This is a genomic window from Allobosea sp. UC22_33 (assembly GCF_042700715.1).
In the GTDB taxonomy this organism is placed as follows: domain Bacteria; phylum Pseudomonadota; class Alphaproteobacteria; order Rhizobiales; family Beijerinckiaceae; genus Allobosea.
This window is the reverse complement of record NZ_CP170556.1, coordinates 3,643,852-3,658,690: the sequence shown is the minus strand read 5'-3', so window position 1 is coordinate 3,658,690 and position 14,839 is coordinate 3,643,852. Positions and strand designations below refer to the sequence as shown.

The following is a 14,839-nucleotide window of genomic DNA, read 5'->3' as shown; positions in this document are numbered from 1 at the left end:
TCCTGCGAACTCGGCCGGCAGGTCCTATCGCAGCAGGAAGCCGTGCCGCAGCGGGTCGTCGCGGTCGATGAACCAGGTCGCCTGGCCGCAGAGATGCGCGCTGCCGGAGACTTCCGGGATGATCGCGTCGATCGCTCCGAGCTTCGTCTCGTGCAGCACTCGCCCGGTCATGATCGAACCGACGATGGACTCGTTGACCAGAAGCTCGCCGGGCTTCAGCAACCCCTTGGCGTGGAGCAGGGCGGTCCGTCCCGCCGTACCGGAGCCGGTCGGCGAGCGGTCGAGCTGCCGGTCGGCGAAGATGCAGCAATTGGCCTGCGTCGCCTTGGGGTCGAGCGGGTCGCCGTCAATGATCGTGCCGTAGATATGGTTCAGCTCCGGGATATCCGGGTGCGCGACCGGGAAGGCCTTGTTGGCGGCGATCTTCACCTCGGCGCCGAAACGGATCAGCGCCTCGGCATTCTCGCGCCGGATCGCGAGGCCGAAGGGGCGGCCATCGGTGTAGAAATAGAAGGCGCCGCCGAAGGCGATGTCGCCGGTGACGCGCCCATAGGTCGGCGTTTCCACGCTGACGTCGCGATGGACGAGATAGGAGGGCACGTTGACGAAGCGCACGCTCGCGGCGCGCTTCCCGTCCCAGGTCACGAAGGCCTCGATGAAGCCGCAGGGCGCGTCGATGCCGACGCGCGTTTCCGGCTCCGTGCGCTTGACCCAGCCCAGTTCGACGGCAGCGGTGGCCAGCGCGATGACGCCATGGCCGCAATGGTCGCTATAGCCCTCGTTATGCACGAAGATCACGCCGAAATCGGCATGGGCTGAGACCGGCTCGGTCAGATAGCCCGCATACATGTCGGCATGGCCGCGCGGCTCGAAGATCAATGCCTGCCGGATCTCGTCGATATTCTTCTTTACCCAGTCGCGCCGCTGGACGATCGTCTTGCCGGGCAGGCGCGGCAAACCGCTGGTCACGATTCGGAACGGCTCGCCGCCGGTATGGGTTTCGACGGTCTGGATGACGCGATCGGCCTGCATCGTTCCCCCTGATGCTGTGTTTCGGCAAAGCCTTGAGCAGGTTCAGGCGCCGTCCGCAAGGCAGCGCCTGAACGAGCGTTCTTCGCCTCAGCCGATCGTCATCAGGCTGGCATTGCCGCCGGCCGCCGTGGTGTTGATCGAGGTCGAGACCTCCTCCAGCAGCCAGTTCAGGCAATAGGCGTCGGGATCGCGCTTCAGCTCCTCCGTGCTCGCCGCCTGGACCAGCACGAGCGGGCCGGACAACCCCGCGATGCGGCGGTTCACCTCGCCGATCCGCTTGGTGTCGCCCTCGACCAGCGCCCCGGAGAACGGGCCGTCGGCTTCCCAGTCGGAGGTCCAGCCGACGCGGGCTTCGACCGCAGCCGGCAGGCCCGACAGCGCGTCCTTCAGATCGGAGGCCGCATCGATGACGAGCTGGTTGCCCGTCGCCAGCGCCGCCGCGACCTGTCGGTAGAGGCCCGCTTCCGTCTGCGGCGCGAGGAGGATGCGGCCGCGCGGATGCAGCGCGTAGAGATTGCGCTCGCCGACCGGCCCGGCGAGCTCGACATGGAGACCGAGCGCCGAATGGCCGCCGATCTCGCGGGCGGTGTTCGCTTCAGTGTTCAGCCCCTTGCCGGAGAGCCAGGCGGCATATTCGAGCAGCGCCGGATCGGTATGGATCGAGCTGTGCTGCGGCGGGATCGGCGCCTTGCGCACGAGCCGGCCGATATAGAGCGGCCCGCCCGCCTTCGGCCCGGTGCCGGACAACCCGCGCCCGCCGAAGGGCTGCACCCCGACCACCGCGCCGATGATGTTGCGGTTCACGTAGAGATTGCCCGCCTTGATGCGGCTGGTGACATGGGCGATCGTCTCGTCGAGCCGCGTATGCAGGCCGAAGGTCAGGCCGTAGCCGGAGCCGTTGACCTCGTCGATCAGCTTGTCGAGATCGTCGCGCTGATAGCGGATGACGTGGAGCACGGGGCCGAAGACCTCGCGCTTCAGATCGGTGAGGCTCTTCAATTCGACGATGGTCGGCGGCACGAAGGTGCCCTTCGCCGCGGCCTCCGGCAGCGGGAGCTGCTCGACCTTGCGGCCGAGGCCGCGCATGCGTGCGACATGGTCGTCGATCTCAGCTTTAGCGCCCTCACTGATCACCGGGCCGATATCGACATTGAGCCTGTCGGTCCGGCCGATCGTCAGTTCCTTCAGCGCGCCCTGCAGCATGTGCAGCGTGCGATCGGCGATGTCCTGCTGCAGGCAGAGCACGCGCAAGGCCGAGCAGCGCTGGCCGGCGCTGTCGAAGGCTGAGGCGATGACGTCGGCGACGACCTGTTCGGCCAGCGCCGAGGAATCGACGATCATGCCGTTCTGGCCACCGGTTTCTGCGATCAGCGGGATCGGTTTGCCCTCGGCCGAGAGACGCTCCACCAACTGGGCCTGGATGCCGCGCGCGACCTCGGTCGAGCCGGTGAACATCACGCCGGCCGTCTCGGCCGCGCCGACCAGCGCCGCGCCGAGGCGCCCGCTGCCGGGCGTGAACTGCAGCGCGCCACGCGGGACGCCGGCCTCGAGCAGGATCTTTACGCTCTCATGGGCGATGATCGGCGTGACGCCGGCGGGCTTGGCCATCACCGCATTGCCGGCGACGAGCGCCGCAGCGACTTGGCCCGTGAAGATCGCCAGCGGGAAGTTCCACGGGCTGATGCAAACGATCGGCCCGAGCGGCGCATGCGCCGGCCCGAGTGTCTTGCGCGCCTGGTCGGCATAGTAGCGCAGGAAGTCGATGGCCTCGCGCACCTCGCTGATCGCATTGGCGGCCGACTTGCCGGCCTCGCGCATGGCGATGCCCATCAGCGTCTCGATACGGGCCTGCATGATGTCGGCGGCACGATCGAGACAGGCGGCGCGCTCGGCCGGGGGCACGGCGGCCCAGGCCTTGCCGCCCTCGGCAGCGAGACGCGCGATCTTGGCGGCGTCCTCGACCGCAAGCTCGGTGACCTGTCCGACCACGTCCGAATGATCGGCCGGGTTCAGGATCGGGCGCGTCGTGCCCGAGATGGAGTTGTCGGCTAGCAGCGGCACGGCATGCCAGCTCTGACCGACCGTCGCCGCGAGATTGCCGGCAAGCTCGGCCAGAGCCGCCTCGTTGGAGAGGTCGATGCCCTTCGAATTGGCGCGGTCGGCGCCATAGAGGTCGGCCGGCAGCGCGATCTGGTCGTGCAGCATGCCGATGACCGGCATCGCCTCGACGACATCGACGGGATCGGCCACGAGCGAGTCGATCGTCACCTTCGGATCGGAGATGCGGTTCACGAAGGAGGAATTCGCACCGTTCTCGAGCAGGCGCCGTACGAGGTAGGCGAGCAGCGTCTCATGCGTGCCGACCGGCGCATAGATGCGGCAGGGCCGGTCGAGATTGTCTTGGCCGACGACCTCGTCATAAAGCGGCTCGCCCATGCCGTGCAGGCACTGGAACTCATATTTCCCGACGGCGAAGTCGTTGCCGGCGAGATGATAGATCGTCGCCAGCGTCTGGGCGTTATGCGTGGCGAATTGCGGGAAGATCGCGTCGGGTGCCGCCAGCAATTTGCGAGCGCAAGCGACATAGGCGACGTCGGTATGGACCTTGCGGGTATAGACCGGGAAATCCGCGAGCCCGTCGACCTGGGCGCGCTTGATCTCGGCATCCCAATAAGCGCCCTTGACCAGGCGCACCATCATGCGCCGGCCGGTGCGGCGAGCGAGATCGATGATCCAGTCGAGCACGAAGGGGCAGCGCTTGCCATAGGCCTGCACCACGAAGCCGAGACCGTTCCAGCCTTGCAGCGCATTGTCGAAGCTCAACGCCTCCAGCAGGTCGAGCGAGAGCTCCAGCCGGTCTGCTTCCTCGGCGTCGATATTGAGGCCGATATCGTAGGATTTAGCGATCAGCGCGAGCTCGCGCACCTGCGGCAGCAGCTCGCTCATGACGCGGCCGGCCTGCGCGCGGCTATAGCGCGGATGCAGCGCCGAAAGCTTGATCGAGATGCCCGGACCTTCATAGACACCGCGCCCGTTCGCGGCCCGGCCGATGGCGTGGATCGCGTTCTCGTAATCGCGGTAGTAGCGGGCGGCATCTGCAGCGGTCGTCGCGGCCTCGCCGAGCATGTCGTAGGAATAGCGAAAGCCCCGCGCCTCCAGCGGCCGGGCGCGCTTCAGCGCCTCGTCGATCGTCTCGCCGGTGACGAACTGCTCGCCCATCATCCGCATCGCCATGTCGACGCCGCGGCGGATCACCGGCTCGCCGGCGCGCGCGATCAGGCGGGTCAGGGCAGCGGCGAGGCTGCGGTCATTGACGGTGGAGGTCAGCTTGCCGGTGACGACGAGGCCCCAGGTCGCGGCATTGACGAAGAGCGACTTGCCGCCGCCGACATGGGACTTCCAGTCGCCATCCGCGATCTTGTCGCGGATCAGCGCATCGCGCGTCGCCGTATCCGGGATGCGCAGCAGCGCCTCGGCAAGGCACATCAGCGCGACGCCCTCCTGGCTGGAGAGCGAGTATTCCTGAACCAGGCCTTCGACGCCGGTGCCCTTGTGCTTGGCCCGCAGCGCCTCGATCAACTTGCGTCCCGTGCGCGCGATGTCCTGCTTGCTTGCCGGAGCCAGCTTCGCGGCGGCCAGCAAGGGCGGCAGGCATTCGGTTTCCGGCCGGCGATAGGCAGCGGTGATCGCCTGACGCAGCGCTGACTGCTCACGGATCGGCGGCGCGAAGCCCTCGAAGGGCGCCGGGCTGGTGGCGGTCTCGAGTGCGGCAGCGGTGGCTTGGCTCATGGCGGTTCCCGGCGGGTTCGAACTGGACGGGCCGGGGGCGAGAACCCTCTCCCGTTCTTTGCGCGGGAGCTTATCACGGGCGCGATTCTCACGCGGTCCAAATTTTGCTATCCTGCAGTCCATTCGGACTTCAGATGCGAGATTAATAAATGAAAAAGGCCAAGGAAATGCCAATCGAAGGCGATCTGGACGCGCTTGATCGCAAGATCCTCGACGTCCTCAGGGAGGACGGCCGGATCTCGATCGCCGAACTCGGGGCGCGGATCGGCCTGTCGAAGACCCCGTGCCAGATCCGGTTCCGCCGGCTGGTCGACGACGGCTATATCGAAGGCTTCCGGGCGACGCTGAATCCGGCCAAGCTCAAGCTCGATCACATCGCCTTCGCCGAGGTGAAGCTGTCCGACACCACGGAAAAGGCGCTGATGAAATTCAACGAAGAGGTCAAGAAGATCAGGGAGGTGGAGGAGTGCCACATGATCGCCGGGCGTTTCGACTATCTCCTGAAGATCCGCACACCGGACATCCGGCGCTACCGGGCCGTGCTGGGCGAGAAGATCTCAAACCTGCCCCATGTCGCGAACACCTCGACCAATGTCGCCATGGAGACGGTCAAGGAAACCTGGTGAGGCCCCGTTCTCCCGGAGGGGCCGGCGCCGGCCTGTCGTTCAGGCCTCCAGCCCGGCCTTGCGGCTTTCAAGCGCCGAGATCACGCGGAAGCCGATCGAGCGGAAGGGCTCGGGCGCGATCCAGCTTGCCTCGCCCATGATCGCCTCGACTTCGCCGGCATTGCCGACACCGCGGATCAGCTCGGCGAGCCGGCGGCCGAGCATCGTGCCCTTGGCGAGGCCGCTGCCATTGCAGCCGCCGGAGGCATAGAGCCCGTCCTCGAGCTTGCCCCACCAGGGCGCGCCATTCATGGTGAAGGCGGTCGTTCCGCCCCAGACATACTCGAAATCGACATGCTGCAGCGCCGGCCAGCGGCGCTGGAAGCGGTCGCGCAATTCGCTGATGGCGGTGGCCTGCGCGATCTCGGCGTCATGGGCGTAGAGCGAGCGGACCATCAGCCGGTCGCGGCCGATGCGGCGCAAGGTGGTGCCCAGCCGGTGCGAGGGCAGCAGGCCCCAGGCCGGGGACTGGCCGAGATGCTCGATATCGGCGCCCTTCACCGCTTCGGTGACCGCGGCATAGGTGAAGATCGTCGCCATGCGCGACTTCAGGTAGCCGAGCCGGGGGATGAAGCCGTTATTGGCCAGCACGACCGTCCGGCAGCGAACGCTGCCGCCCTCGGTGGCGAGCCGCCAGCCGGGGCCCTCCCGCCGCATCTCGCGGACCGGGCTCTGCTCGTAGAGCGTGATGTTCGCGGGGAGCGCGTCAATGAGGCCGCGGATCAGGGCCGCCGGCTGCAACAGCCAGGTGTCGTGCATGTGGAGGCCGTAGCGGTAGTAGTCGGCGCCGATGCGCTCGCGGATGCCGGCACGGTCGAGGATCGTATGCTGGAGGTTGTTAGCCTTGGCGACCTCCGCGACCTTGCGCAAGGTGGCCTCGCCCTCTTCGGTCGCGGCGGCGCGGATCGAGCCGACCTTCTGCATGTCGCAGGCGATGTCGTTGTCGCGGATGATACCGGTGAGCCAGTTGAAAGCTTCGGTGAAGAGCCGCGTCTGGTTGCGGGCCTTCTCGGCCATTTCCATCGAGGCGGTGCGCGGCAGCACGTCGGGTGTGGTGAAGCCGGAATTGCGCGCCGAGGAGCCTTCGCCGACCGTCGTCGCCTCGATCAGGGCGATGCGCGCCTGCGGATCGAGCTCGTGCAGGCGCCGGGCGGCGGCGACGCCGGTATAGCCCGCGCCGATGACGGCATAGTCGACGGTGACATCTTCGCTCAGCGCGGCGCGCGGCGTGCGCTCCGGAAGCATCGCGTTCCAGCCGCAGAGATTGGCGTATTTCGGATAGGTCAGCTTGGACATGGCTTTGTCTGGGATGGAGGAGGGCCGCGCCCCAAAGGGCGCGGCCGGAAGGTGGTTTCAGTCGACGAAATGGGTCTGCTCAGTGACGAGCGGCCCGAGCGACATCGAGCCCTTGAGGTCGAAACCCCAGTTGAGCTTCTCGCGGCGGGCCCAGACCTGCCCGGTCTCGGTGATCGGGATGACGCAGACATGGGTGATGATCAGCTTCTGCGCCTCCTGCCAGAGCGCGATCTGCTTCTTGGCGTCGGTCTCGCCGCGGGCGGCTTCGATCTGCTTGTCGGCGACGTCGCAATGGCTGAAATTCACGACTTGGCCGGGTTGGCCGATGGCGCTCTTCGAATGGTAGAACTGCGTCAGGTAATTGTCGGCGATCGGGAAGCGCGCGGCGCCGTACATGACGAGCGGGCTCAGGTCCTTGCGGATCATCTGGTGCCAGGTAGCGTGCTCGACCGGCTGAAGGTTGAGCGTGATGCCGGCTTCGGCGGCCTGGCCCTGGATGATCTGCGCCGTCGATTCCAGGCTCGGCAACTGGCTGGAGAGCATGGTCACGGTCAGCCCGTTGGGGAAGCCGGCTTCCGCCAAGAGCTTCTTGGCCTTGACCGGGTCCGGCGGCAGCACGCCCGCATTCTCGTCGAAGCCGAGATTGTTCGAGGGGATCGCCGACTTGCCGGCACGCGTGAAGCGCGGGCCGCGATACTGGGCGATCTTGCCCGCGTCTATCGCGTGGGCGAGGGCCTGGCGCACCTTGATATTGTCGAAGGGCGGCTTGGTGACATTGATGCTTAGCGTCGTCAGCTCGGCCGGATCGAAGCTGTCGACGACGACGCCGGGATTGGCGAGCGTGCGCTGCAGCCAGCGCTGGTCGGCGAGACCTGTCGCGGTATCGACCTCGCCGGCAACGAAGGCGAGGTCGCGCGCGGCGTTGTTGTTGAGGAAGCGATAGGTGATCTTGGTGAGCTTGGGCTTGCCGCGGAAATAGGCGTCGTTCGCCTTGAAGGTCACGGCCTGGCCGGGTGTGATCGCGTCGAGCGCGAACGGCCCGAAGCCGACCGGGCTGCGCCGGAAGTTCTCGCCGCGCTCCTCGAAGGCCTTCTTGGAGATGATGAAGCCGCCGGCATAGTTGGTGAGGAGGCCGAGAAGGCTGGGCACGCGGCTGGACAGCGTGATGCGGACCGTCCCGGAATCGACCGCCTCGACCTTCTGGAAGGCGGCATAGTCGCTGGCGAAGGCCGAGCGCTTCGGGTCGCGCGCCTTGTCGAGGCTGAACACCACGTCCTCGGCGGTAACGTCGCCATAGCCTTGCTGCCATTTCACGCCGGGGCGCAGCTGGAAGGTCCAGACGAGGCGGTCGTCGCTCGCCTGCCAGCTCTCGGCGAGATCGGCCTCGATCGTGGCCGGATCGGTCGAGCCAGGGGCGAAGCGGACGAGCCCGCCGAAGATCCAGGCCGAGAGAATGCGGTCCGAGGTGCTGCTGGCATAATGCGGATCGAGCGTCCCGACATCGACGGCGGCGGCGCCCAAGGTCAGTTCGGTCTTCGCGGCGAAGGCCGGCATGGATGCCAGGAGGCCGAAGCCGAGAACGCCGGCGAGAAGTCCGGCTTTGGTCGAAGCGGTGCTTTTCATTGTTAGCCTTCCCCTGTTGAAACCAGTCGCAGCCGCGCCGGCTGCGTGCCGAGCGCGGCGAAAAGTGGCCGGAAGCCGGCCTGTGTCAGCCCATCGAGCGCGGTCAGGATCGTGTCCTGCCAGTCGGGCGCGACGCTCGCCGCGCCGATGCGCCGGAATTTCTCGGTGACCTGCGCGCGGTTCATCGGATTGGCGACATCGCCGAGCGGGTAGGGCACCGTCAGGCTGCGCGGGCCCTCGCCCTGGTCGAGGATGACACGGCAGGGCGTACTCTTCGGGAAGGCGGCGGCGAAATCGTCATGGGCTGAGAGCTCGATCCGGCCGGCGAGTTCGAGCACCTGCGGATCGTGGAGATGGGCGGGATCGACCGGCTGCAGGGCGGCAGCGCCATGGATCGCTGCGAGCGCGCAACTGAAATAATAGCTGTACTGGCCGCCTTCGAGCGTCTGCGGCGCGCGCTCGTTGGCTAGGCCGAGCCCGCGCGGGAAGGTCTCGATGCGCAGCGAGACGATCGGCTTGCCCGGCTCGCGCAGCGCCAGGATGGCATCGATCGCGGCATGCATGTACCGGCAGCAGGCATAGGGCTTGAGGTAGCAATCCTCCAGCCACCAGCGCGCGCCGAGCCCGCCGGTCAGGACGCTGCGGGTGAAGCGGTCGTCGCGGTCGAGCAGGTCGCGCGGGCCGGTGGCGTCGGCGCGGGCCCGGTAGGCGCCGGTCAGGCCGGCAACGACGGCCGGCGGGATGACCTCCTTCACCGTGCTGCCCTGGTATTTCGAGGAGCCCATCGGAAAGCTGATCGGCCCCTCGGCTCCGGCGATCGCCATGGCGTGGGCGAGTGCCGGTGCGTCGAGCCCGAGCAGGCGCCCGGCTGCGGCGGCGACGCCGTAATTGACCCAGCGGCCGCTGCTATAGGTCTCGATCGTCGGCGTCGGCCGCGATGTCCCGACCCTGAGCGCGACATCGTAGCCGAGTGCGATCGCGTCGAAGATGCGTTCGTCGGAGGCGTCGAGCGCCTGGCCGACGGCGAAGGCTGCCGGGATGATGCCGGCCCCGGCATGGCCGGCCGCGCCGCGATGGCCGTCATCGATATCGAGCGCGCTTGCCGCCGCCGCATTCGCCATGGCGGCGCCGGCAACGCCGAGCTTGGTGCCGGTCAGCCAGATGCCGGCCGGGCCGGAGCCGTAGAGTTGTTCGGCCGCGGTGCGGGCAGCGCTGGCGAGCCGCGAGTCCAGACCGGCTGCGGTGGCCCCGATCAGGTCGGCGACCAGGAGCGAGGCGCTCTCCCGCGCCTCTGCCGGCAGGGCGCCCTCAGGGTGGTCAGCGACGAAGGCGGCGAGTTCCTCGATGGCGTGCATGGTTCGCGTTCCGGCTCCTGAGTGATTAGCTCGCCCGGCGGATGAAATGGCCATCGGCCATCATCTCCCAGCGCGGCGGCGGCGGGCGGTAGCCGACGGGTTTCATCGGGCTGCGCGGCGGCGTGGCGTCGACACGCTGCGGCGGCCGGCTGCTGCGCTGGTCCGGATGGGTGATCGGGATCGCCGACAGGAGCCGCTGCGTATAGCCGTGGCCGGGCCGGCCGATGACGTCGTCGCGCGCACCGATCTCGACGATCTCGCCGAAATACATCACCGCGACGCGGTCGCAGATCCGTTCGATCGCCGCCATGTCGTGGCTGATGAAGAGATAGGAGACCTCGAATTCCTTCTGCAGGTCGATCATCAGGTCGATGATCTGCGCCTTGATCGCGACGTCGAGCGCCGAGACCGCCTCGTCGGCGATGAGCAGCTTGGGTGTCATCGCGAGCGCCCGGGCGATGCAGATGCGCTGGCGCTGCCCGCCGGAGAATTCATGCGGCAGGCTAGTGGCGCGGGCCGGATCGAGACCGACGCGCTCCAGGAGCCATTCCATCCTGGAGCGGGCTTCCTTGCCGGAGGCGATGCCATGGACCTGCATCGGCTCGATGATTGCCGAGCCGATGCTCTGGCGGGTGTCGAGCGAGCCGAACGGGTCCTGGAAGATCATCTGCACGTCGCGGCGCAAGGTGGCGAGGCTGCGCGGATCGGCATAGTCGATGCCGCGGCCGGCGACGGTGATCTCACCGGAATGGCGTGGGGCCAGATCGATGATCGCCTTGCCGATGGTCGACTTGCCCGAGCCGGATTCACCGACGAGGCCGAGCGTCTCGCCCTTGCCGATGGCGAAGGAGACCTGCTCGACCGCATGGACCTCGCCCTTGAGCCGCCCGAACAGGCCGCCGCGCGAGGGGAAGCGGACCGAGAGGTCGCGCACTTCCAGAACGGGCACGTCGCCGCGGAAGGTGAGCGGTACGCCTTCGACGCCGCGCGCGGGAATAGTGCCGTCCGCGAGCTTGCCGACGAGGCTCGGTGCCGCCGCGATCAGGCTGCGGGTATAGGCGTCGCGCGGGTTGGAGAAGACCTCGTGGACCGTGCCCTGCTCGATGGCGCGGCCACGGCGCATGACGAGGACGTGGTCGGCGATCTCCGCGACCACGCCCATGTCATGGGTGATGAACAGGATCGCCGTGCCGGTCTCGCGCTGGAGGTCCTTGAGCAGTGCCAGCGTCTGCGCCTGCACGGTGACGTCGAGCGCGGTGGTCGGTTCGTCGGCGATGATCAGTGCCGGGTTGCAGGCCAGCGCCATCGCGATCATGACGCGCTGGCGCATGCCGCCGGAGAAGGTGTGCGGGTAGTTGTCGATGCGCTCCTCGGGATCGGGGATACGCACCTTGCGCAGCATCTCCAGCACCGCCTCGCGCAGCGCGGCGCCCTTGAGGCCGCGGTGGATGCGGATCGCTTCGCCGATTTGGTCGCCGATGCGCTGGACCGGGTTCAGCGAGGTCATCGGCTCCTGGAAGATCATGCTGACCTGGCCGCCGCGCACCCCGCGCATCTCGGACTCACTGAGGGTCAGCAATTCGCGGTCGCCGAGTTTGACCGAGCCGCTTGCCCGCCCGATCCGCTCGGGCAGGAGGCCCATGATGGCAAGCGAGGTCACGCTCTTGCCCGAGCCGGATTCGCCAACCACGGCAAGCGTTTCACCGGCAGCGATCTCGAAGCCGAGATCGTGCACGACGGTGGTCGAGCCGAAGGCGATCGTCAGGCCGCTGACCGACAGGACAGGCTTGTCGCTCGTGTTCTTGCCGACCATCACGAGGCGTCCTTGAGGCGGGGATCGATCGCGTCGCGCAGGCCGTCGCCGATCAGGTTGAAGGCGAGCACGAGGATCAGGATCGCGAGGCTCGGGAAGAGCGCGAGATGGAACGAGCTCAGGATGTTCTCGAAGCCCTCGCGCACCATGCCGCCCCAGGTCGGCGTCGGCGGCGCGAGGCCAAGCCCGATGAAGGCAAGCGAGGCTTCGGTGCGCACGGCGGTCGCCATCCAGAGCGAGGTCATCACCATCACCTCCGGCAGGATCGCCGGCAGGATATGGCGGAACAGGATGCGCCCTCCCGAGAAGCCCATGGCGCGGCAGGCCTGGACATATTCGCGGTCGCGCTGGGCGATGACGGCGGCGCGGGCGATCCGGGCGAAGGCGGGCGTCGCGGTGAAGGCGATGGCGATGACGATGTTGGTCATCGTCGCGCCCATCAGCGCGACGAGCGCGAGGCCGAGGATCAGCGAGGGAAAGGCGAGGATGACGTCCATCACCTGCATGAGCAGGATGTCGGTTCGCCCGCCGCGATAGCCCGCTGTCATCCCGATCAGCGAGCCGATCACCAGCGCCGTCAGGATCGCGAAAAGGCCGATGGTGAGGGAGTAGCGCGCGCCGAAGAGCAGCCTCGACCAGATGTCGCGGCCGAACTGGTCGGCGCCGAGCAGGTACGCGCCGCCGGGAGGCGCGAGTTGCTCCATGATGTTCTGCTTCGCCGGCGGATGGGTCGCGAGCCAGGGGGCGAAGATCGCGGCGAGCACCAGCAGCACGACGATGGCGACGCCGATCCAGGTCGTGAGGTTGAGCCGGCCGAGCACGCCGCGAAAGGCGCTCTGGCGGGCGACGGGACGGGCGGCTTCCGAGGCGATCTCGCTCATTTGTACTGCACCCTCGGATCGAGAAAGCCGTAGGTCAGGTCGGTCAGCAGGTTCACGACGACGACCATCAGCGTGTAGACCACGATCATCCCCTGCAGCAGCGTGTAGTCGCGCTGGCTGAGCGCGGTCAGGATCAGCTTGCCGAGGCCGGGGCGCGAGAACACGATCTCGGTCAGCACCGAATTGCCGATCAGGATGCCGAGATAGAGCCCGATGACGGTGGTGATCGGGATCAGGCAGTTGCCGAGCGCATGCGACCAGATCACCGCCGAGGCGGAGGCGCCCTTGGCCCGCGCCGTACGGACGAAATCCTGGCTGAGCACCTCCAGCATCGCCGAACGCGTCACGCGGGTGATGTAGGCCATCATGATCAGCGCCAGCGCCAGCGTCGGCAGCGCCATCTGCCGCAGGCGCTCGGTCAGTGTGTCGGCGCCGCCGGCGCTTATCACCGGGAACCAGCGGAACTGGATGGCGAAGACCATCAGCAGGATGATCGCCGCGACGAAGGCCGGCAGCGACAGGCCGATGAGCGAGAGCAGGCGCAGCACATAGTCGGGAAGGCGATTACGCCGGACCGCGGCCCAGACGCCGGCGGGGATGCCGAGCGCGGCGCCCAGGATCAGGGCCGCGATGGTCAGTTCGAGCGTATAGGGCAGGACCGCGAGGATCTCCTGCGTCACCGGCCGGCCGGAGATCATCGAGGTGCCGAGGTCGCCGCGCAGGGCCTGGAGCAGGAAGTGCCCGTACTGGACGGGGAGCGACTGGTCGAGGCCGAGGCGCTGGCGCAGCGCGATGACGCTGGCCGGGCTCGCCTGGTCGCCGAGGATCACCAGGACGGGATCGCCCGGCAGGATCCGGACAATCAGGAAGACCAGCGTCAGGACGCTGAACAATGTGACGACGGCGAAGCCCAGACGCCTCGCCAGGAATGACACCATCCGGTTCGCCCCCGCATTGTCCGACCAGCGATGGGGCTGGTGCGGCTGCCTTTGGCTGCCGGACGGCGAGGCGCTCCTAGACGTCTCGACGCTCCGGCAGCAGCCCTAGCGGAACGGAGAAGCCGGCCCTTGTCAACAAATTCCTGTATTCGGTATGATATGCTGTGATTTGTTCTGATAATCGGAATTATAGCTGTGACGAAGCCCCTCAGTTCCTCGTCCAATGCCGAGCGCGCCCTGGATATCGTCCTGGCGCTCGGCGAGGTCGGGCCTGAAGGATTGAGCCTGGCGGAGATCGCCGAGCGCATGGGCTGCGCCAAGTCGGTGGCGCATCGCAGCCTTGTCGCCCTCTTGCAGAAGGGCTTTGCCGAGCCGACGGGGCGCTATGGCCATTACCGGCTCGGTTCGGCCGTGCCGATGCTGGCGCGGCGGCAGGAGCGGCTCGAGCCGCAGGTCGAGAAGGTCCGCCCCGGCATGACCGAGTTCGCGCGCCTGACCGGTTTCACCGTCTACCTGATCGTGCAGTCCGGGGTCGATGCGGTCTGCGCCGAGATGATCAGCCGCTCGACGCGGCGCCAGTTCTCGATGGGGGTGGGCTACCGCGTGCCGATGGGCGTGGGTGCCGGCAGCCTCGCGCTGATGTCGCTCCTACCGGAGGCCGCGATCCGGCAGATCCTCGCGGCGAATGCCGAGCGCTACCTGAAGCATCCCTCGGGGCGCCATGTCGACGGCGATGTCATTCTCGGGCAGGTCACCGATGCCCAGCGCCGCGGTTATGCGCTCAACATGGGGTATTATTTCCCGGGACAGGGCGGCATCGGCCTGCCCCGTCCGAGCCAGGCCCCGCACGACGTCAACATGGCGGTCTCATTCAATGCGCCGCTGGAGATGATGACGGACGAGTGGGTCGAGGACCAGATCCGGATCTTGCGGGACTGCCTGGCTTGAGCGGGAGGCACCGCTGCCACGCAATGAAGCAAAGAGAAATGACCTAGCGATCGCGCTCCCTGCCCGGTGCACCCGGCCGGCAGGCCCCTTTGCAGATCGCCATCGGAGGCTACTACCGCCGGAGCAGCCATCAGCGCTGCCAGAGTGACCAGAGCGGTGCGAGCGAGGCAGACGCGCCGCGCGCGCCCGCCTCCTTCAGCCATCGTCACTTGGCGGGCTGGAGCTTGGTGACGGTGAGCTGGCCGTTGACGCGGTCGGCGTCGAACTTGACCTTGGTTCCGGCCTTCAGCCCCTTGAGCATGGCCGGGTCGCCGGCGCGGAACACCATGGTCATGGCGTCCATGTCGAGGTTCTTGATCGGGCCGTGATTGATGGTGAGCTTGCCCTGGGCCTCGTCGATCTTGGTGACGGTGCCGTTGACCGACTGGGCGGCGGCCGGCAGCGCGGCGACGAGGAAGGCGAGGGCAGCGGCGGTCTTCAGCATGGCAGGTTCCTTTCG

11 protein-coding genes are annotated in these 14,839 nt (G+C 67.5%); 2 read left to right on the top strand and 9 right to left on the bottom strand.

The genetic code is table 11. The annotated features are described in order from the left end of the window. Window positions 1-24: 24 nt before the first annotated feature. Window positions 25-1,032, bottom strand: coding sequence for a trans-3-hydroxy-L-proline dehydratase (lhpH, locus tag ACFJGT_RS17825; RefSeq protein WP_377840354.1), 1,008 nt, complete (start codon window positions 1,030-1,032; stop codon window positions 25-27). 87 nt (window positions 1,033-1,119) lie between these two features. Continuing rightward, complete coding sequence (gene putA, locus ACFJGT_RS17820; RefSeq protein WP_377840350.1) at window positions 1,120-4,944, bottom strand: trifunctional transcriptional regulator/proline dehydrogenase/L-glutamate gamma-semialdehyde dehydrogenase; 3,825 nt, start codon at window positions 4,942-4,944, stop codon at window positions 1,120-1,122. A 26-nt stretch (window positions 4,945-4,970) separates the two neighbouring features. On the opposite strand from putA, the gene ACFJGT_RS17815 reads away from it, so the two are divergent. Beyond that, window positions 4,971-5,447 carry an Lrp/AsnC family transcriptional regulator gene (locus tag ACFJGT_RS17815; RefSeq protein WP_377840347.1) on the top strand — a complete coding sequence of 159 codons (477 nt, stop codon included), beginning with the start codon at window positions 4,971-4,973 and terminating at the stop codon, window positions 5,445-5,447. A gap of 39 nt (window positions 5,448-5,486) precedes the next feature. Here ACFJGT_RS17815 and ACFJGT_RS17810 read toward each other — a convergent pair whose 3' ends face one another. Genes ACFJGT_RS17810 through ACFJGT_RS17785 form a run of 6 tightly spaced genes read right to left on the bottom strand, consistent with a single transcriptional unit; the run spans window position 5,487 to window position 13,392 of the window. Next, window positions 5,487-6,782 (bottom strand): NAD(P)/FAD-dependent oxidoreductase, encoded by a 1,296-nt coding sequence (locus tag ACFJGT_RS17810; RefSeq protein WP_377840344.1) that lies wholly within the window; start codon window positions 6,780-6,782, stop codon window positions 5,487-5,489. A 57-nt stretch (window positions 6,783-6,839) separates the two neighbouring features. Beyond that, the gene (locus ACFJGT_RS17805; RefSeq protein WP_377840341.1) at window positions 6,840-8,405 is read right to left on the bottom strand and encodes an ABC transporter substrate-binding protein; all 1,566 of its coding nucleotides are present in this window, start codon (window positions 8,403-8,405) and stop codon (window positions 6,840-6,842) included. A 2-nt stretch (window positions 8,406-8,407) separates the two neighbouring features. Further along, a complete protein-coding gene (locus tag ACFJGT_RS17800; RefSeq protein ID WP_377840339.1) occupies window positions 8,408-9,760 on the bottom strand; it encodes an MmgE/PrpD family protein in 1,353 nt (450 codons plus the stop codon). A 25-nt stretch (window positions 9,761-9,785) separates the two neighbouring features. Next, window positions 9,786-11,573 carry a dipeptide ABC transporter ATP-binding protein gene (locus ACFJGT_RS17795; protein WP_377840336.1) on the bottom strand — a complete coding sequence of 596 codons (1,788 nt, stop codon included), beginning with the start codon at window positions 11,571-11,573 and terminating at the stop codon, window positions 9,786-9,788. Further along, entirely contained in the window at window positions 11,573-12,454 is an 882-nt protein-coding gene (locus tag ACFJGT_RS17790) for an ABC transporter permease (protein ID WP_377840334.1), read from the bottom strand. The genes ACFJGT_RS17795 and ACFJGT_RS17790 overlap by 1 nt, the downstream gene beginning before the upstream one ends. After that, entirely contained in the window at window positions 12,451-13,392 is a 942-nt protein-coding gene (locus tag ACFJGT_RS17785; protein ID WP_377840331.1) for an ABC transporter permease, read from the bottom strand. Before ACFJGT_RS17785 ends, ACFJGT_RS17790 begins: the two co-directional genes overlap by 4 nt. A gap of 195 nt (window positions 13,393-13,587) precedes the next feature. On the opposite strand from ACFJGT_RS17785, the gene ACFJGT_RS17780 reads away from it, so the two are divergent. After that, the gene (locus ACFJGT_RS17780; protein ID WP_377840327.1) at window positions 13,588-14,340 is read left to right on the top strand and encodes an IclR family transcriptional regulator; all 753 of its coding nucleotides are present in this window, start codon (window positions 13,588-13,590) and stop codon (window positions 14,338-14,340) included. Between the two features lie 205 nt (window positions 14,341-14,545). On the opposite strand, the gene ACFJGT_RS17775 is transcribed toward ACFJGT_RS17780, so the two are convergent. After that, entirely contained in the window at window positions 14,546-14,824 is a 279-nt protein-coding gene (locus ACFJGT_RS17775) for a copper-binding protein (RefSeq protein ID WP_377840324.1), read from the bottom strand. Between the last annotated feature and the right edge of the window lie 15 nt (window positions 14,825-14,839).